The following is a 17,941-nucleotide window of genomic DNA, read 5'->3' as shown; positions in this document are numbered from 1 at the left end:
GATGACCCAATTCCGAATTGAGCAAAGATCGGTCCCGTTGACCCACTTCGCGATTGGGGCAAGAAACATCCCGATTACCCAGTGTGCAAATTGAGGAAATTTTGTTCCCGATTACCCAATTCCGGATTGGGTAAAGATCCTTCCAAATGACCCAATGTGCGACTTGGGTAATCGTCGTTCCCGAGTGGACATGAGAATGATCGCACCGAGAGTTTCAGAGACTCATCCGTTTTGCCGATTAGGCCAGATGAACCAGCTAGGTCTCTGAGCTAGGAAGGAATCAAGCGGGACCGTCCACAACGCCTGCATATATAGGTATGCTCCCAGTTCCAATGCAGGCGAGGGTAGACTTCGCGATTGTAGCGAGTAATTCTGCGAAGGCTGAACACCATGCCTGCAAGCGATGCTACACCGAGGAATAGGAACACAGTGACGGCACTTGGCCGTAGTGCGCTTGTCATCGGGTGTTGATAGATAGAACTGACACCCACGACCGTCCACACAAAGAAAATAACGATTGCCGGTCCCCAAAGAAGAAAAGGCCGGAGGTAACCCCGTGGACGGGGCGGTGCAACCGCCCGTGCAGAGAAAGATTGAGTCGTCCCCGAATGGAACCTAGTGGAGTAAGTGTGTGTTCCTTGTTGATAGAGGACGGGCGCAGCCACGATGTTCGCAGTACCGCATTGGTCGCATTGATACGGATTCAACTGCGAAACGGATGCCATGCCGTTGTCCATGAGCTGGCGACAGCTTGCGACACCGGGCTCCTCGATTGAGATTTTAGCCCGATTTCCTCAAATCGATCCAATGCACCAGAGGGCAGAAGCTCTGACCGGCATCTCTCGATCCGCTGAACCTACTCATGCGATTGGAGATAGAACGACGATCCATCCTGGTTCAGCCGGATCATTTGACCGAAATTCCAATCCGCCCCATTCTCTGGCTCGACACGGATGCTGAGAGCAGCCGGGTCCAGGAGAGAAAACCCATGAGAACCGCACTAGCCTGCTGGCGGCGCTCCCAAGTGTCCGCTCCCACCTCCACGCACGTTTTTCATCGGCCCGGCGAGATCAATTGGATTCATGTCGCCATCAAGATGGGACTTAGTTTAATTCTCGCCGGCAATCTGCTCGCACCCTTCGCGGCGAGAGCGCAGAACCTCGGAACCTCACCACAATTCGGCCAGGCTGTGCAAGGTCAGCAAGCGACGACCGTCGAAGGCACCGTCCTCAACATCGTGAACTGGGGCTGCAATGTCATTGCGCCAGTGATCGCAGTCGCATGCCTCGGCATCGCGGGATGGCACTTCAAATCCGGACGCGGTTATATGGGCTGGGGTGTGAGCGGCGTCGCACTCATGGTGATCTCCGGTCTCGGACGCATGGCGGAGGGCTTTATCACTCAGGCGCAAGGCATTCAGTAGTAAAGGTGGAGAGTGATGCAGACGCCACAGTTCCTCCTCGATCTCCTCCAGTTGTTGCTCGATCTCGCGGTGCCGGCGGCGTTCTGCACGCTGGCTGCCGCGGGAGTGAGCCTACGACATGAAGGCGGAATCAATTTCCACGTAAACGGCCGGGCCGGAAAGTGGATTCTGTGGACCATCGTTCTTCTGACCCTTCCGCAACTGTTGTCGTGGGTTGCCGCGCAGGGCATCAACATACCGTCCGCGAGCGGATCTGTGAGTACGAGTTGGTTGGCCAGCATGGAAACGGTATTCAAGAATTTCGTGAACCAAATCGTGGTCGCCAAGCTGGTGCCAGTTCTTGCGGCGTACTTCGTGCTGAAGGCAACACTTGACGGGGCCGCAGGCGAGAATCCGCTCGGCTCGATCGTTGCCGCACTTTTCCTGATGTCGCTCTCGGCAACAATGCAGCTCTTTCAAGGATGGAATTCAGGGAGCCAGTACGCGATGACCGATATGCTCGCTTCCCTTTGGAACTACATCGCCGGGCAGATTCTGCCGGCTGCGGCGGGACTAGCCTGTGTCGGAGCAGTGATCAACTTTGTCCGGCACAGACCCTGGACCAGGCTTGTCTTCGCCGCGATCTCTTTTCTTAGCGTGAGTGGGCTTCTGTCGCTGTTTCGAGCGATGGCGGCGTGAGGAGCAAGGTTATGAGTCTTGATGGGGCCATCACGAACCTCGCATCCTGGGCCGGCAACACCATGATGCCCACGATGGCGGGACTGTTCTTTGCAGGAGCCGTGTATCGCTACAGCAAGGGTGGTCCTTTCGAGCAGCCGTTGTATGGAGGCTTCGCTTCGCTACTGTGTTCGGGGATGCTGCGGGCGCTAGAGGGGTTCGTGCAACACGCAGGAGCGACGAACGCCGACGCATTTTGGATGGCCACGATGAGCCTGGTGAATTGGACTGCCAACGTGATCCTGCCAATGTTCGCGCTTACGCAATTGGCAGCGATGGCGATGCACATGGCCGGAGTGGTCTCAGAGATTTATCCGGGTTCGACCTGGATCAGAAAGTTCGTCGCAGCGATCGGGGCGCTCATGGTTTCGGGAATGGTGCGGCTGGCCGAATCGATGGTAACGCAAGCGCACGGAATCGGAGGGTAATGTCATGAGTCTCGATATGACGCCTGTTCACCGCAACCTCCACACCAAGGTGACGTTCCTCGGCCTCGAGTTTGAGGACCTGATTCTAGTGCTCGCATTGGCGGCAGCGATGAACCTCCTTGCTCACTTCGTGAATGGGAATGCGCATGTGTTTGGAATTCCGTTGAACGTCTTCATGGAGTTCATCGTGCCGGCGTTGGCCGTACCGTTCCTGATTTTGTTCAAGTATGGGAGGCCCCGGGGTTATCTCACCGACCTCGTGCGTTCATTCTTTGCTCCGAAGGCCTGGTGCGCGCTTGAACGAGATTCGGAACTGACTCAACCTTACGTGGTCGAAGAGGAGGAATGAGAATGCAGGCATCGATCACAACCGAGAGGAGCGGGACGGTCGTCGCTGTTCTCGACGCGGAAGCGGCACGCGTTACGTTCGCGTGCGTCATGTTCGCAGCACGCTTTCATGAGGAGATCGCTCCACTCGCACGGATCGTTGAGCAGCAATTGCAGATCGAGGCGAATGGAACTCTAAAGGGAGACATTAGTTATGCCGGTAACCCAAGCAGAACACGATAGAAAGCTCAAAGTACCGGCGGTGTGCGAGTTGCTGCCCCTGCGCGATCTCCCCCTCGGAGACAACATCATGGTCCGTACGAATGGGGCCTTCGTCGCTGGTTACGAGTTGCGAGGAATTCTCGCGTACTTTGCGACGGATGGAGATCGAAATCAGAACAAGTCGATGCTTGAGGCGTTCTTTCGAAGTGTGCCCGATGTGAGCATGCGCGTTCAGTTCCGTTACGAGATTTCTGAGCATCTCGGAGATCTTCTGAATAGTTACATTCACGAACAACGGACTGAGCAGTCGGAGGTGATGGCGCTTGATTCCCATCGGCTCCGGATGTGGCGGCAGAAAGAGAACAGTGGATTCTTCTTCGAAAATCGGCTTCATGTGTATCTGATCTGGGATCCGCGCATACATGCGAAGCTTTACCACTCCGCTCAACAGAATCGCAGTCTTGGTGGATTCACTTTGAGCCAGAACAAGGCCATCCAGCGTGCGCGGAAGGAGCACGAGACCTACCTGGCCGAGTTCGAATCCATCCTCCGGGGCATCGAGGGGTCGATGGAGGCGGCCAGCCTCGGGCCCCGGAGACTTTCGACGCAAGAACTGTTCGAGGAACTGAAACATGCGCAGCACCCAATCCGGCGCGACCGGCGGCCGTATGTGCCTCCAGAAGAGATGATCGAGTATCGGAGCGCGAGGTCCCAGGCAGTCGAGGCGAGCATCCTCAACGAAACCGAGACCTACCTGAATATCGATGGGTATCTCTACGCCGTTGTCAGTCTGAAGGAACTTCCCGATGCGACTTTTCCGGGGATGCTGCAGAACTTTTCGACACTTGGCTTCCCCGTTGTCGTCAATGGACAGGTCGTGATCCCCGACCAGGTGAAGGTCCTCAAAAGTTACAAAAAGCGCCTCCAGAAAATGACAGCCGCGCAGAAGGATGCCAACGGAAACTTCAAATCAAATCCGGAGGCCGAAGTGGCCCAGGCACAGCTCATCCAGGTGCAGCGTGACATTATCTCGTCCTCACTCAAGACGTCGAAACTGAGCCTTTCGGTCGTGGTCCGCACCTCGCAACCGGCAATCACCTTGCACGATCTCGAACGATCAGAGCGCGAACTCGCCAATCGCACTCAAGAGGTTCTGAACGGCTTCACTCACATGAATGGTGCGAAGGCCGTGGCTGAGACGATTGCCAAGCGGCGGATCTTTCTGGGGACGTTACCGGGCATGGCCGAGGCCGACAAGCGTGACCAGGACATGCTTACCTCCAATGCCGCCGATCTTGTCCCCATAGAGATGCCGTGGACCGGGACGCGGAGGAGCCCGCTCATTCTCTTTGAAACGCCATATCGCCAACTCATTCCGTTCTCCATGTTCGATCCCGATCTCTCGGATGCGAACGGCCTTCTGATGGCAAAGAGTGGAGGCGGGAAGACGCTTGCTGCACAGCAGATGCTGCTTATGGCGGCGCGAGCAAATCCACTGATCTCGATCCTTGAGCGCGGAGATTCCTATCAGCCACTGGTGGAGTTGATGGGTGGGGAGATGATCGAGATGTCGCTCGACAGCGACCAGACGATCAACCCCTGGGACTTGCCCAGAGGAGAAGGCCAGCCGTCCAACGACCAGATCTCCTTTCTCAAGAACCTCACCCGGCACATGCTGGGCGAGAATACGCCTCCCGACCTCGACATTGACCTGCTTGACAGCGTTCTACTTGAAGCCATTGCTTCAACGTATAAGAGGTGCAGCGCGAAGACCTCGAACCCGATTCCGCTCTTCGGCGATCTGGCCGCGGAACTGGCCCACTGGCAGGATCGGGATCGCAATCAGAAGATCAACGCGATGGCACAGATGGCCTCGACGAAACTGAGGGCCTGGGTTGATGAGGGACCGTATGCACGTCTCTTCGACCGCCCGACCACGGTTCAGCTAAACAATCCCTGGCTCTACTTCAATGTCGAGAAGCTGAAGGACGATCCGCGCCTCGAACGGGCCATGAGCCTGTTGATCGCGCACACGGCCACTTATCGCGCGTCGGGCATGACCGGCCAGCCCAGCATCGTATTGCTTGACGAATGCTGGGCCTTGCTTGAGTCTCCGATCCTCGCGGGAGTTGTGGTGCAGCTCTTCCGCACAGCCCGCAAACGTAACGCAAGCGTTTGGGGTATCAGTCAGACACCTGAAGATTTTGTGGGCACGCCCGACCGGCCGAACGAGCACGGTGCCGGCATCGTGAAGAACGCAACTACGAAGATCATCGGCAAGCAGCCTGGCGATATGACCGCGCTCCGGGAGCACGTTCACTTGAACGAGACAGCGCTGAACCAGATCAAGACCTTCGCCCACCCGAAGAAGGGACATAGCGCCGAGTTCCTCATCGCGATCGGCGAAAAGGCAGAATCGACGCACGCGATCAGGATCGTTCCCAGTCCCGTCGACTACTGGATTACGACTACATACGCGCGGGAACGAGTATTTCGCAAATGGTGGCTACGCCAGCACTGGCAAATGCCCCTTATTCAGGCTTACGAGGAACTGGCCGTCCAGTATCCGCGCGGCCTGGCCGAACTGGCGCCGTTGCCGGTCGAACTCTCTGGAGAAATGCAGGAGGCCTTCAGCCAATGACTGACAAGAACCAACCCGAGATAGAGCTACTTCTCAACGGAGAGTCCTATAGGGCAGATGCGAGGTGCGACCGGAGCTGGGGCACCCGCGTTCACTGGAAGAGAAGACTGCTCATTTGTGTCCTCATGATCGAGACATGCTTCGTCCTGCCGAAGTTTGCTCATGGGCAATTTCTGAGCGTCTTCGACTCGATCTTCAGCTCCATCCAGAACGACATCGGTAGTTCATTGAGCCAGATCAACCAGATCATGCAGCAAACCCAGAAGCTCTATCAGACCACGTTGGCGCCACTGGCGGCCCTCAATCAGGCCCGCGGGTTCGTCGCCAACTCAATCAACAGCTTTCGCGGCCAGATGAATCAGATCTTCAACACGTCCTTTACAAGTGCGGTGACTCCGGGGCCGCAACAGTTTGAGAACATCCTTCATAGCCGCCTATCCTCAAATATTCCAGCCCTGCAGACAAGCTTCCTCTCCAATTACGGTTCAGTTCCTCCCGTCAACGCAGCTTCGCCGCAAGACCGCGTGATGATGGACGTGGACGACGCACTAGGGCAGGAGAATCTCAAAACAACCTTGATCGCGGATCAGGGTGCCGATGTCATTCTTCTGACCGCCAACCAGATGGAGAATCAGGTTGCGGTGAGCACGCCCGGCTCAAATCCATTTTTGACTGCTCAAGCTCAGGTCGCGAACCTTCGCTGTCAGGCATTCATGCAGAAGATGCTTGCGGCGGAGCTGCGACAGGAGGCCGGCCGCGTTGCGCACGACAACGTGCTTGTCAAACGCCGGACCGATGCGACAGGCGGGATCAACAGCCTCATCACGGGGGCGCTGACGGCGCGTTAAGGAGCATCCGAATGACGGATCCAAAGAAGAACCCTAAGAAAATACGCAGATCATTCTTCTGGCAGCGTAAGCCCTGTCTCCCTCCGGACTTAACGAAGCCGACCATTGCTGCTGAAGCGCCACAGCGTGAGGGGCAACCTTGGTATCACCCAAGTCTGCTGAAGGTCGCGATCATTGTCCTTGCAGTGCTTGCGATTCTCCCAACGCGGGCCAACGGACAGTTCGGCATCGATACAGCTGCGATTCTGGCGGCGCTCTCCAAAATGCAGTCGCTGATGAACACCTTTATCGCCACGCCGCTCAAGACAATCAACCAGTACGAGCAGAGTGTGGCGAAGTACGAGCAAGAGGTGATGTATCCCCTCGTCGCAATCAATCAGGCGAAGTCGTCGGTAATGCAGTTCGAAAACCAGTTCAACCAAGTCAGCGGCATGTTCCGCGTGAACGTATCGAGCGCCACATTGCCGCAATCGCAAAACCTCGAGTCCCTGCTGTTGTCGCGCAACGCTGCAAATGTGCCAATCGTATCCAGCCAGTTTCAAAACGTCTACGGCGTTGTTATGGCACAGAATGCGGCATCCCCACAGATGAGAACGATGACCGACATGACCGATGCGCAGGCCCAGGATGCGATGAAGCGAGCGATCGAGATCGATGCCTTGGCGGATGCGGAGTTGAACGAAGCGAATCAGATGGGCCAGCAGATCTCGCAGGCTGCTCCTGGCAGCGCTCCGATCCTCGAAGCCGAGGCCGACGTGTGGGTTGTGCGCGCCAATGCATACACTCAGGCGGCCCTGGCCGAGTTGATGCGGACCCGCGGCATAGATCTTGCCAATCAGAGCAAAACGTCCAAGCTCGCGGCATCCGACAACACAACCAACAACAGCCTCATTAACGGAGCGCTGACCAACAGGTGACAGCTATGTTGTGCGCCAGCTTACATCCCGAGGCCATGCTCGCGTTCTTCCAGTCAACGCAGCTGAATCTGTTCGAGCGTTTTCTCACTCAGGCAAGGGCGGGGATCGACTCCACCGGCATTACCTCCGGAATGCAGAACGTGGCATATGTGGTACTGCTCGTGGGCTTTCTGTGGCAGGTCTATCAATCAGCCCTGCACGGAGGGGACGTCCGTGGATTGGGCACAGGTCTTATCAAGTATGTGGTCACCGCCGTTGTTGTGATGAACTACGGAACCGTCTTCGCAACGATCAATCAAGGCTTCGTAAACGCCGGAAATTGGGTAAGTAGTTCGTCTGGAGGAAATGTTCTCGGGAACTGGGGAAATGACCTCGAGACACAATTCACCCAGGATGGAGTTCAACACTTATGGGGCTTGATCACCGGATCTATCGCGGGCCTGATCGATGGTCTTCTAATTGTTGTCGCCTATCTTCTCTATCCGATTGTGGTCGTGGTTTTCGGTTTCTTCTATATGTTCTACGGCAGCATTCTGTATATCTTTGGGCCAATTGTAATCGCTTTGATGCCTCTCGGTGGCGCGAACCGCCTTGCCAAGTCGTATATCGAAAATATCTTCATCTGGAATGCTTGGCCGATCTTGTATGGGGGCTTTGGCGCACTGCTCACAGCTGTTCAGATGGGCCAGCTTGGGCAGATGCTAAGCCAAAACAACTTTCTTGGTGGACTGGGGAACCTTGAGGGATCGTTCCTGATCGGCATCGTGAGCATCGTCTACTCGCTCGCGATTGCCGTTATTCCGTTCATTGCGAAACGAATCGTGAGCGGGGATGTAGGGAGTACAGCAGTGGCGATGGTGGGTACGGCAGTTACCGCACTGACCGCCGGTGCGGCAGGGATCGAAGGAGCGGCTGCCGGTGTGGCGGCAGCGCGAGCAGGATCTGCGGGTGCAACTTCAGCCGGAGCAACTTCTAGCGCAACTGCGGGTTCTGCCCGGACACTTACGTCGGCGGCTGGCGGCAACCAGCCCGCGCTACCGCAACAGATTCCTGCGGCCTCGTCCTCGACTGCGCCGGAATTCTCGCTTGGCAGAGGCAGCCCGACTCTTGAAGGGCATGCGGAGCAGATCCGCAGTTCGATCGGTGAAGTAATGGGAACGCAGAGCGGGGGTGACGAGGGTCCTGGAACACTCACGGTCCCCTCTGAAAGCTCGAGCAACATATTGACTCAACCTAATGCTGCAGGAGCAACGCCCAGGGTCGTGACCAGATCAACAGCGGCAGTGAAAAGAGGGCCGAGTGTGCATCGCTACAACTTGGGAACTTGGACTGCCTACCATGCGGCACGTATCGCGGCGGGAAGCATAGCCGGAGCAGCTAGTCGAGGGACGGAGAAAGAATAGGAGGGCTCATGAAAAACAGCGCTGTTGCAACGGATGAAGCGACATTCTCAAGGCCGAAGTACTACGAGATGGATGGAGCACTCAGGGCGAACGCAAATCGCGCGTGGCTGCTCGCCTTTTTGACCATACCGATTGCGCTGCTCGCTATCGGATTTGCAGTCTTCCTACGCTTGCAGCCGCCGACAGTGATTCGCATCGGCCCGAACGGCGACGCCTCGGTGCTGGGCAAACCAGCAAGAGGTGCTGTCACAGACGTCGCGACCGCCGGGACTGATCAATTCCTTGATGAAGCGTTTGTGAAGCGGTTCCTGGCGAGCTACCTTAACTATTCGCCGACGGATGTGGACGACCACTGGGCGGCGAGCCTCAATATGATGACCCGCAACCTGCGGGCGTACACGCTGAAGGCAATTGCGGACGACAATACGCGCGGCAAGATCGATGATGGCCAAATCCAGTCCGCGTTCCATCTGCGCGAGATCGAAGCGGTCAGTGGCGAGCCGCTCACTTATCTGGTCTATGGCGTGAAAGACGTTCATCATCTGACCAATGGAACAGAGACAACCGACCATTTCGTAAACGAGTACCGTGTGCGCCTCATCGCGGACAAACGTTCGGATGTGAACCCGGACGGGCTCTGGATTGCCGATTACAGCGAACGTCCGATCGACGGCGAACGCCGCGACCGCATCCTGAATTCGCCCGATGCTGTTCCGGAGAGTGGCAGCGCTCAAGACAAGGGAGGTCAGTGATGGAAGCTGCGCTTACTCGCGTTGCGGAGATGCCGCCGCAACCAACCCAAGAATCAAAGTCCAAGACCGCGCGCAAATCGCGCCGGCAGGTCGAGGAAGGCGTTCGGTACTTTCTTGCCAAGGACGGATCGTCGATTGAGAAACCCGAGCTTGGCCCGGAAGTGGCAAGCGAAGGCGAGGCTCTCATCAAAGCGTTTCAGTCAAAGAACGGCGTGATCTACACCGTTCTCGCCTACAAGGCGGAAGCGGAGATACTGGGAGGATCTCCGACATTGGTAAAGCGGCCTCTGCGCAAATAGGGCGCCGACATAAGTAGTACCGGTCAGCTCGGATTCAAAGAGGAGACAAACCTGAAATACGGCTCATGTCGCCTCATTGACGCCTTATCGCTTCGCGATGAGGAATTCCGCTGACCCGGTTTGCACTCTCAAAGCCTGGTTCGGCTTGACACCCCACCCCTAACCCGGGCGGCCAGGCGAAGAGATGCGGAGAACCGGCGTCAGCCAATCTCTAGTCACTTCGTCTTGAAGCGCCAGACAAGTGAGGAGAACATGACAGCGAACAGGACACAAAACGCGGCACTCGATCAACAGCTCATTCTTGAACTGAGGATTGATGCGTCCGGTGAAGTGACCCGCAAGCCAACCAAGCTCGGACGGAAGGATACGCTCGAGGGGAAGCTCCTCGGTCAGCTTTATCCTGGCATCCGAGTCGCGCGCGTCAGCGTGCCGTATGAGTTGACGCCGTATGAGCAGTCTGTGGTCGAAAACCGCATGGCGAGCGTTCATTACGGTGGGGTCGAGTACAAGCTGGTAGGCGCAAGCGGTTCGGCGAAGGATGGCAAGTTCTACTTCGTCGATAAGGCGCACGCCGGCCCGATAGCTGAGCGCTTTCAGCATTGGCCCGAGGCGGCGATCGTGTACTTTGCGATCCTCGTCTCCGACTGCAAGCTCATGGTCGAGGAACCCGACCTGCGCATCGCTGTGGTTAAGGATCATGTCCTTGGCACCAACGATTGCCGTGGCTGGGTGCGTGAATCCCTCTACCGGAAGCTCAAGATCGGCACGAATCGTTTTTGCCAGTTTCGGCTGGCATTTGACGCGAGCGAACCGAAGCAGGCGAAAGGCGCATTAAAGGCAATGAGCGATCGTGTGGCCGACAGGCTCGCGGTCGATGTCATTCTGCCTGAAAGCTCCTGCAAACCGGCCCTCAAAGGAAGTGTGCGATTTCTTCCCCAGTTGGGCACATCGGGCCGCATATACATAGGTCCGGCGATTCTCGGGATTAAGCAGATCTCCCGTCAATCGGAGTTTGGGTCAAGCTACACCTTGATCGAACACGCTTCGGAAGAGGCGCTGCAGTTTGAACTGAAGCTGTGGGCGCTCGAACGAATTAAGGCAATGAGAAAGGCATGGGACGAGGGTGACTACCAGGCTCTTTTCGAGGTAATCGGCAAGTCCGAGGTTACAACGATTGACGATGGTGTCGGCTTTGACCCCGACTCCCTGGAGCGAGAGGACGATCCGGCTTCAGAGGGATGTGACCCGGCGGAGGCGGTTCTGTTGGCGGACCGTAGTGGAAATGCAATCAAAATCCCCTACGTCTTCAACCAACTGAACCGCAAGCTGGCCCGCTGGGCGTTTCGTGCCTGCACGAGCGCGGATCTGAAGCTGCCATCGTTCGCTCTGGCGGACGACGGTGTCCTAATGGAGCACCGGGGAAAGATTCTCTCGGCGTCCGACTGGATACCTGAAGACAGCGCGATCACATCCTTGGCGGCGGAGAAGGGCCTGTGCATCCGGTATCCAATACGGATGCAGGAGGATCTATTACCCGCTCGTCATCTCACCAATACCGAGCTTGTTCCGGCGCTCAAACAGGCGCTCGGAACAGCCGACCTTGAAGAATCGCAGGTCGCCTATCTTCTTGATCGGCAGCTTCGCATGGAGGGCACGTACATCCTTCATTCGAAGACCGCGAGCAAAAACGGCGGCGACTTCGACTTCGACACCATCTGCGTGATGCCATCCGATCAGTTCCCGAAGTTCGTGGCGGGAAGGATCGGGTACGGGGAGAGATTTCACCAGGAAAAGACAAAGCATCAGAAAGCCAAGTCTCCGTGGTGGAATGCCTGCCCGGTTGCCATGAAGGCGCGTGGAAACCGGATCGGTTCGATCACCGATCTGAAGACCTCATGTCTTTCGGCGGGACGACCAGACCTGGCCTATAAGCTCGTCGAGCAGCTGCAGAACGCACTCGATTCCCTGAAACACAGAGTCGAGATTGATGAAGCCGTTGTCAGTGAAATCAGGAAGGAGGTAGCGCCGGCGCCCTGGCTCCGCTACAAGCGTGAGCGCAGAGTTTCGGATCTGCCTGCCCATCTTGAAGTCGCAGATACGGACAAGGTTGGAAGGCTCTACAACGTCCTGCGCAAGGAGGTTGGCTTTCTTCCCGACGAAACCGGCAACGGATTCGAAGAGAAGATGTCTATCGAAGACTTCCGCGGACTATTTTCGGGCGAAGCCGTCACCCGGGAAATGTTCGAGGAATGCCAGTTGGTCAATTCGATCTACGGGGACATTGCGAGCCGGATTGTCCAGCGGGAGGACGAAGTCAAACAGCAGCTTAAGAACGCTCAAGCGCAGTGGGAAGCTGTGCGCGGGAGCGAGGAAAAAGAAAAGAGAAAATCAGCAGTGCTTGCGCGAAACAAGGCACAAGCAGCCCTTTGGGAACACGAACAGGATGCACGGGATCAGTTCAGCTCCCTGCATTTGTTCGTTCATTACTGGGCGCAAGGCAAGCAGGAAAATCGTCGGGCATGGGCGCAGGCGATGAACGGTGTCGTCACAGGTGGCTCGGGTTCCGGCGCCGTTCTCTTCCAGTCGTTTCCGCAAGAGGTGATCGATGCCTTCGCGGAGGTTACCGGTGGTCAGCGGGTACGTGTGCGACTTCCGAAAACTGTGAACGGCTATGTCTGGTTCGACGATGAGCAGCGGGCATTTCTGGTCGAGCGGATGGCGAATCCTCAAGGCCCGGAATGTGAGAAGAGAGTATTTCTCTTCCAGTACGCGGGAAAGCGCTCGCTTGTCTTCGAAAACACGAGTGTTCCTAATTCGATGGAGCATTCCTAACCGGTAAAAGAGAAGCTGTGGCCTCGTGCCCCGGCTTCTCTTTTTCTTTTTGTGACTAACCCGCACCCAGGGAGGCCGCTATGAAGACGATCACGATCCTTTTTCTTGCTCTCGGTGCGATCGCGGCCGGGGCGCAGACAACAAACCAAAGCCAAATCCGTCACATCGAGACGTCACTCAATCATCTGACCGTTCTCGAATTCGGTGAGTCCGTGACGACCCTTGCGATCGCCGATCCGGACAGCTTTCAGGTCGAGCGACATGACGACAAGGTTTTTGTGAAGCCTCTTCGCGAAGGAGTGTCTACAAACCTCTTCGTCTGGACCGCATCTCGGGAACTCAGCTACGAACTCGATCCGGCAGGCCAGCTCGCCCAAATGGATGTTCTGGTTCGCACCGAACCGCTGCCCAATCCGCACACCAGCACACACGCTTCGGCTGAACCTTCAGACGCAGAGATTCGCAAGATCGCCTCGCTGGTTCTCACACAGGCCATGATGGGAGTCGAAGACATCGTTCATGACGCGGAAAAGCCTGCCACGGGGCGCGTCGAGGTCGATCTTGAACAGGTCTATCGCGCGAAGGATCGCATCTATATCCGCTATTCGGTAGCCAACGAAACCAAGGCTCCGTTCCGAATTACGACACCGGATGTGTGCGCCCCTGTCCCGACCGAACAGCCGACTTCGCTCGTGAGTCTCAGGAATCATCAGATCACATCGCGAACCTTCATGTCCTTCAAAGCATCACAAGTCTCCGGCCTCACAGTGATGCAAGCAGAATCAGGAGTGCGCGATCTTGCGCCGGGAGAAAAGACAACCGGCGTTATAAGTATTGGAATTTCGAAAGGCAATCCGCCACAGATCTATCAGCTAAACTTTGGCGCTGACCAAAACGGACCCCTGAAGGTCGAGGCGGTTCTCTAGTTATGGACAGGCAGGGCTACATTTCACTCGAGGAAGTGCGCCAGGCGCTGAGACAGATTTACAGTAGAGATTCCGAAATCAATCTGCAGAACTCCCTCCTTGAGTCTTTCTCTGATGAACTCAAACCCATCGATGAGAAGGGTCGCTGGAGACCTAGTCCAGCTCTCATTCTCACGTTGGTCTTGTTGTGTGCGCTGCTAGGGGTCTTTGTGTATTTCTCAGTTGGAGGGCGCGGATGAGTCCCTACTACGATCGGCCTGCCTTGCGCCAGAGAGGGCCAGAAGATGTCGCCGGCGTTCTGGTGCTGTTCGCCTGCGCCGTGCTCGCCTTCGCGTGGTATGTTGCGGTGTCTCGTCTGCATCTCAGCAACCAACAGTGTCTTGAGATCTTCCTGTACGGCGCAATCCTGTTTTTCGGCGGCGGCCTTCTCGTCGCGCAATTGGTTGGTCGCAGGCGAAGAAGAGAGGAGAATTGGCCACACCCTGCCATCATTGTCCCGGCCTCGAAGGATACGGCAACCGTACGATCTGCCAATCAAGGTGAAGCTACTTTGCTCGGATACAACGTGCACAAGGAGCCGTGGATCTGGCCCGACGTCGTGCGCATGAAGCACGGAGTCATTGTGGGAGGCACGGGTTCTGGCAAGTCAACTTTTCTCGAAAACATCATCGCGCAGGATGTGATGCGGCGCTTCGGCTCGCGCAAAATGCCGATGATCATCTTTGACGGCAAGGGTGAGAGGGAGTTTCTTCATCGCCTTTTACCACATATCGAGGCTGCCGGCCGCCTGCAGGATCTGCGCGTGATCGATCCAACTCACCCTGCGGAATCGGCGCGATATAACCCGTTTTATGCGCTCGACGATGCCTACCAAGAACACGTGAATTTCATTTTCCGGTCCTTCGGGCTGCGCGAAGACTTCTTCAAAGGACACCAGGAGGCGTACCTCTCGGATCTTGTTCGCATACTCCAGTACACCGGAAAACTGTTCAACGTCTACGACGTGCTGGTGATGGCGCTCGATGAGAAGGTTCTGGAGGAACAGATCGGAGTTGCGAAGACGCGCCTGGCCTCAGTGCCAGGTATCTCGATGCAGAAGCGGTTGAACTTCGAGATGTCGGTCAAAATGCTTCAGCGATCGCTCGCAGACAGGGAGCGCGTGGAGAAGATTCAGGGGCTTCTGAACGAGCTCTTGAGCTTCCTGGAAGACGAACTGTCGATTGTTACCGGCTCCTATCAGGACCTGCTTACGCTCGACGATGTTGTCAACCACGATCTCATTCTGTTTGTCTCCCTCAACGCCAACCGTAATCAGCGTGCGGTCGAAGCCTTGGGAAAGATCCTACTCCAGAACATCCAGCTGATGGTTGGCAAGCGATACGCACAGCCGGCGAGTGATCGAGATGCCGACGAACCGATGCTTTCGGTGATCCTGGACGAGTTTGCGCCCTTCGCCTATCCCGGGTTCACGCAGGTACTACAGACCGCCCGCGGAGCGCGAGTTTCGTTCCTCTTTTCCTTCCAGAGCATTCCGCAGTTGCAGCGCGTGAGCCAGGCGTTTGCAGACGAAGTGTCGTCCGCGCCGGGAACGAAGATGATCATGAATGTTTCGGAAGAGCACACTGCGCAGTGGTTTTTGAGAGCATCGTCCCGAATCGCGACCAAGCGCCGCAGCCTGTCAGTGCGAAGAACCGGGATCTTTTCGACCAAATATACAGAGACCGGAACGGGAAGTGAGAGCGACATCAAGGAGACGCGTGCGCGCGAAGAGCACATCAAGAACCTGCCGGTCGGACAGATGGAGATCCTGATGGTGGACAGCCGCGAAGGCACCCGCCACTCCCACTTGCACGTCCGGCGTGTTCCGCGGTTTCAAGTGGAGGGCCTTGAACCTTCTCTCTATCCGAAGATGCACAGCTATTTCGACCCCGAGATCGGTGTGAATCTCCGCTTCAAGGAGGCGGAGAACCGCAAGCAACGGCGCAGGAGGACGGCGGGATTGTTTCTCGGCGAGGTAGGTGGAGAATGAAGATGCGAGTTCCAGCCGTCATCAGACAGGTGCTTATCGCCATCGTATTTTGCTGCGTCGCCGGCCAATTTGTCGGTCAAACCCCGAGCGAGCCAGGCGTTCAAGCCCTGCAGTCGGCGCCCAAGCGCCAAGGGTTCCTTGATTACGCTTTGGGCAAAGTAAATCCACATGACACGGACTACGGCTCCAAAATGGCGTCCGCGCGGAATGCCGTCGTCGGATACACGATTGACGATCTCTACTTCTGGTCGAACGTAGTGACGCTCCTTTTGCTCTGCGGACTGGTCGCAATTGTCCTCTTTCAGTGGCGCGCTATGAACAAGCGCGAACTGATTGCAGCGTCTCTCATCGCGCAGTTATGGAACGGCCGAATAAGCGACCGCGTCGAGATAGAGCGCCGGACCGAACAGTTCAATCAACTGGTCGAAGGGCATAATGCCGAGGCTGAAGCAGCCCTGTCCCGCAAAACAGGCCCTTCAGAACAGGAATCCGGCACAAATGGGAGCTTGACGAAGAGCGTTCGCGCTCTGGCGGACGGCAAAGGGATCTCGCCAGCGGAAGCGGAAAAGATTGCCGCCGTGGCGCCGGATGCGACTGCAGCGAGCCTCGAACAGAGCAATCTTCTGCTACAGCGGCGTGTGGAAGCGCTGCAGAACAGTGAGCAAAATCTGAAGCAGCGCCTCAACCAAACGACAGTCTTGCTCGACCAGGAGCGGCGCCGTAACGCAACCCTCAAGGGCGCATGAGAGGACCAGAATGACCAGAAAGACCCCATCCGATTTTGGAAGTCATGACGATTGGCTGACGCATGTCCGTAGTGAGATTCCCCTCCCGGAGCAGCCTTATGCGCTAGCCATCGGCCGCATGGATCTCTTTCGGAGCTTTTATCGGATCCAGGGACTTCCGTTTCCGACTCAGTTCGCGGAGGAGGCAAGACGCATTGTGATAATGCAGGACCCTGAGCGAACTGCCGCATTGGAGGCACTTAACGACCTGATCTTCAAAAGTCTCACGGTGTATCTCTTCAACCGGGCGCAGTCGCTAACTTCAATCGATGAGTGGTGGACACCAGCATCTCCCCGCAGACAGATTGAGGAACTGTCCAGGCATCTGGCGCAGAAGAACCCCTATTTCGCGCTCTGGAGTGGTTACAAAAGTGGCGTATCAGAGCGCTCGGTTGCCGAGAAATGGGACGATTATCTGGCTCAGGAACTCGGGCCGCATCGCGCCGAGGAGATAGACTTCACCCGCTCAATGGTCGAGTTGGACAGACTTCTCACTCTGTTTCATGACGATAATCTGCCGCTTCCCAGGCTCGCATTCGAGCGCATCTGGTTCCTCCACTATCTCCGGGGGCCCGAAAGAATGGCCCAAACACGCGCTGTCCTGGGCACGCTTATGGCGGAGTTGGGGGCATGCACATCCGCGTAATCAGCTTCGGTACGAACTGGTGGGCCATGCGTTCAAACGACGCGAACGATCCATTTTGCTTCCGGCGGAAGGCCGCCTACTTCAACGCCGCCGGACTTATGTCGGGAAGGCGCCTCCATCACAGCGCGATCTTTCCCGGGCAAATTCGCTTCAACGCGAAGAGCGGATTTGATCCGGAGTTTCCATTGCGCGCCCTTGGTAAGACATTTCTTTGCTCTGCGCCACGCCAATTCGCCGGGAAAATGCACTTGCTTTTCGAGCGTCGCGCGGGTGAAATGACGCCGGACGCCTATCTGGTCACGCTCAAATCCGCGGAGCATGGTGCGATCCAGTTCGCTAAATCCGGTTGGAAGTCGGCAGGAGTCCGGCCAATTTCGATCAGCCTGCGTGGTGAAAGGTACGAGGCAATGTTGCTGTTCGGCGCTGGAGATTGGGTCGAGAGCGACCTCGGTTTATGGCAGGTTGATCAGGCTGAATGCCGAATTCGACTCAGCGAAGGAGAGCTCACGTGAGGTATTACAAGGGCTATATCGCCTTATCCGACACATGTGATGTGCCGGTTCTGATCCAAGTTCGGAACTCGCGCGCGATCACTTTCGATCAGCTTCGCGACCTGCTTGCCCACGAGATGCTGGAGGCGATCGTTCGCTCGTTGCGCTGGCGGGTGACACGACTCGAAAAAGTTGGCCTGATTGAAAGATTGAATGGACAGCGGTTTCTGGGAAAACCTGTCTATGGAATAACGC

18 protein-coding genes are annotated in these 17,941 nt (G+C 56.5%); all 18 read left to right on the top strand.

Annotation, left to right across the window (positions count from 1 at the left end; genetic code table 11):
- The first annotated feature begins 988 nt into the window (after window positions 1-988).
- Window positions 989-1,423: a hypothetical protein gene (locus tag WCA10_RS04175; protein WP_472821237.1), complete on the top strand. Its 435-nt coding sequence runs from the start codon at window positions 989-991 to the stop codon at window positions 1,421-1,423.
- A 15-nt stretch (window positions 1,424-1,438) separates the two neighbouring features.
- Window positions 1,439-2,101 (top strand): hypothetical protein, encoded by a 663-nt coding sequence (locus WCA10_RS04170; protein WP_472821236.1) that lies wholly within the window; start codon window positions 1,439-1,441, stop codon window positions 2,099-2,101.
- Window positions 2,102-2,112: 11 nt separating this feature from the next.
- A complete protein-coding gene (locus WCA10_RS04165; RefSeq protein ID WP_472821235.1) occupies window positions 2,113-2,568 on the top strand; it encodes a hypothetical protein in 456 nt (151 codons plus the stop codon).
- A gap of 4 nt (window positions 2,569-2,572) precedes the next feature.
- Window positions 2,573-2,917: a hypothetical protein gene (locus WCA10_RS04160; protein ID WP_472821234.1), complete on the top strand. Its 345-nt coding sequence runs from the start codon at window positions 2,573-2,575 to the stop codon at window positions 2,915-2,917.
- A 2-nt stretch (window positions 2,918-2,919) separates the two neighbouring features.
- The gene (locus WCA10_RS04155) at window positions 2,920-3,138 is read left to right on the top strand and encodes a hypothetical protein (RefSeq protein ID WP_472821233.1); all 219 of its coding nucleotides are present in this window, start codon (window positions 2,920-2,922) and stop codon (window positions 3,136-3,138) included.
- On the top strand, window positions 3,110-5,758 hold the full coding sequence (locus tag WCA10_RS04150; protein ID WP_472821232.1) for a VirB4 family type IV secretion system protein: 2,649 nt from the start codon (window positions 3,110-3,112) through the stop codon (window positions 5,756-5,758). Before WCA10_RS04155 ends, WCA10_RS04150 begins: the two co-directional genes overlap by 29 nt.
- Window positions 5,755-6,606, top strand: a complete 852-nt coding sequence (locus WCA10_RS04145) for a hypothetical protein (RefSeq protein WP_472821231.1) — start codon at window positions 5,755-5,757, stop codon at window positions 6,604-6,606. Before WCA10_RS04150 ends, WCA10_RS04145 begins: the two co-directional genes overlap by 4 nt.
- 11 nt (window positions 6,607-6,617) lie before the next feature.
- Window positions 6,618-7,523, top strand: coding sequence for a hypothetical protein (locus WCA10_RS04140; RefSeq protein ID WP_472821230.1), 906 nt, complete (start codon window positions 6,618-6,620; stop codon window positions 7,521-7,523).
- Window positions 7,520-8,926 carry a hypothetical protein gene (locus WCA10_RS04135; RefSeq protein ID WP_472821229.1) on the top strand — a complete coding sequence of 469 codons (1,407 nt, stop codon included), beginning with the start codon at window positions 7,520-7,522 and terminating at the stop codon, window positions 8,924-8,926. Before WCA10_RS04140 ends, WCA10_RS04135 begins: the two co-directional genes overlap by 4 nt.
- A gap of 8 nt (window positions 8,927-8,934) precedes the next feature.
- Window positions 8,935-9,678, top strand: a complete 744-nt coding sequence (locus tag WCA10_RS04130; RefSeq protein WP_472821228.1) for a VirB8 family type IV secretion system protein — start codon at window positions 8,935-8,937, stop codon at window positions 9,676-9,678.
- Window positions 9,678-9,977 (top strand): hypothetical protein, encoded by a 300-nt coding sequence (locus WCA10_RS04125; RefSeq protein WP_472821227.1) that lies wholly within the window; start codon window positions 9,678-9,680, stop codon window positions 9,975-9,977. Before WCA10_RS04130 ends, WCA10_RS04125 begins: the two co-directional genes overlap by 1 nt.
- A 252-nt stretch (window positions 9,978-10,229) precedes the next feature.
- A complete protein-coding gene (locus tag WCA10_RS04120) occupies window positions 10,230-12,809 on the top strand; it encodes a hypothetical protein (RefSeq protein ID WP_472821226.1) in 2,580 nt (859 codons plus the stop codon).
- A gap of 80 nt (window positions 12,810-12,889) precedes the next feature.
- Window positions 12,890-13,735 (top strand): TrbG/VirB9 family P-type conjugative transfer protein, encoded by an 846-nt coding sequence (locus WCA10_RS04115; RefSeq protein WP_472821225.1) that lies wholly within the window; start codon window positions 12,890-12,892, stop codon window positions 13,733-13,735.
- Between the two features lie 235 nt (window positions 13,736-13,970).
- The gene (locus tag WCA10_RS04110) at window positions 13,971-15,764 is read left to right on the top strand and encodes a type IV secretory system conjugative DNA transfer family protein (RefSeq protein WP_472821224.1); all 1,794 of its coding nucleotides are present in this window, start codon (window positions 13,971-13,973) and stop codon (window positions 15,762-15,764) included.
- A gap of 2 nt (window positions 15,765-15,766) precedes the next feature.
- A complete protein-coding gene (locus WCA10_RS04105; protein ID WP_472821223.1) occupies window positions 15,767-16,510 on the top strand; it encodes a hypothetical protein in 744 nt (247 codons plus the stop codon).
- A gap of 10 nt (window positions 16,511-16,520) precedes the next feature.
- The gene (locus WCA10_RS04100) at window positions 16,521-17,195 is read left to right on the top strand and encodes a hypothetical protein (protein ID WP_472821222.1); all 675 of its coding nucleotides are present in this window, start codon (window positions 16,521-16,523) and stop codon (window positions 17,193-17,195) included.
- Window positions 17,180-17,707 carry a hypothetical protein gene (locus WCA10_RS04095; RefSeq protein WP_472821221.1) on the top strand — a complete coding sequence of 176 codons (528 nt, stop codon included), beginning with the start codon at window positions 17,180-17,182 and terminating at the stop codon, window positions 17,705-17,707. The genes WCA10_RS04100 and WCA10_RS04095 overlap by 16 nt, the downstream gene beginning before the upstream one ends.
- On the top strand, window positions 17,704-17,941 hold a 238-nt coding region (locus WCA10_RS04090; protein WP_472821220.1), incomplete at its 3' end, for a hypothetical protein. The genes WCA10_RS04095 and WCA10_RS04090, both read left to right, overlap by 4 nt.

The organism is Occallatibacter sp. (assembly GCF_049582745.1).
GTDB lineage: Bacteria > Acidobacteriota > Terriglobia > Terriglobales > Acidobacteriaceae > Telmatobacter.
Note: the sequence above shows the minus strand (reverse complement) of the source record. Positions and strands in the feature narration are given on the sequence as shown.

Bases quoted from the DNA above. Each gene is read 5' to 3' on its own strand.
- WCA10_RS04125 (WP_472821227.1), top strand. From the start codon at position 9,678: ATGGAAGCTGCGCTTACTCGCGTTGCGGAGATGCCGCCGCAACCAACC.
- WCA10_RS04130 (WP_472821228.1), top strand. From the start codon at position 8,935: ATGAAAAACAGCGCTGTTGCAACGGATGAAGCGACATTCTCAAGGCCG.
- WCA10_RS04105 (WP_472821223.1), top strand. From the start codon at position 15,767: ATGCGAGTTCCAGCCGTCATCAGACAGGTGCTTATCGCCATCGTATTT.
- WCA10_RS04100 (WP_472821222.1), top strand. From the start codon at position 16,521: ATGACCAGAAAGACCCCATCCGATTTTGGAAGTCATGACGATTGGCTG.
- WCA10_RS04145 (WP_472821231.1), top strand. From the start codon at position 5,755: ATGACTGACAAGAACCAACCCGAGATAGAGCTACTTCTCAACGGAGAG.
- WCA10_RS04095 (WP_472821221.1), top strand. From the start codon at position 17,180: ATGCACATCCGCGTAATCAGCTTCGGTACGAACTGGTGGGCCATGCGT.
- WCA10_RS04150 (WP_472821232.1), top strand. From the start codon at position 3,110: ATGCCGGTAACCCAAGCAGAACACGATAGAAAGCTCAAAGTACCGGCG.
- WCA10_RS04175 (WP_472821237.1), top strand. From the start codon at position 989: ATGAGAACCGCACTAGCCTGCTGGCGGCGCTCCCAAGTGTCCGCTCCC.
- WCA10_RS04120 (WP_472821226.1), top strand. From the start codon at position 10,230: ATGACAGCGAACAGGACACAAAACGCGGCACTCGATCAACAGCTCATT.
- WCA10_RS04160 (WP_472821234.1), top strand. From the start codon at position 2,573: ATGAGTCTCGATATGACGCCTGTTCACCGCAACCTCCACACCAAGGTG.
- WCA10_RS04115 (WP_472821225.1), top strand. From the start codon at position 12,890: ATGAAGACGATCACGATCCTTTTTCTTGCTCTCGGTGCGATCGCGGCC.
- WCA10_RS04155 (WP_472821233.1), top strand. From the start codon at position 2,920: ATGCAGGCATCGATCACAACCGAGAGGAGCGGGACGGTCGTCGCTGTT.
- WCA10_RS04165 (WP_472821235.1), top strand. From the start codon at position 2,113: ATGAGTCTTGATGGGGCCATCACGAACCTCGCATCCTGGGCCGGCAAC.
- WCA10_RS04140 (WP_472821230.1), top strand. From the start codon at position 6,618: ATGACGGATCCAAAGAAGAACCCTAAGAAAATACGCAGATCATTCTTC.
- WCA10_RS04110 (WP_472821224.1), top strand. From the start codon at position 13,971: ATGAGTCCCTACTACGATCGGCCTGCCTTGCGCCAGAGAGGGCCAGAA.
- WCA10_RS04170 (WP_472821236.1), top strand. From the start codon at position 1,439: ATGCAGACGCCACAGTTCCTCCTCGATCTCCTCCAGTTGTTGCTCGAT.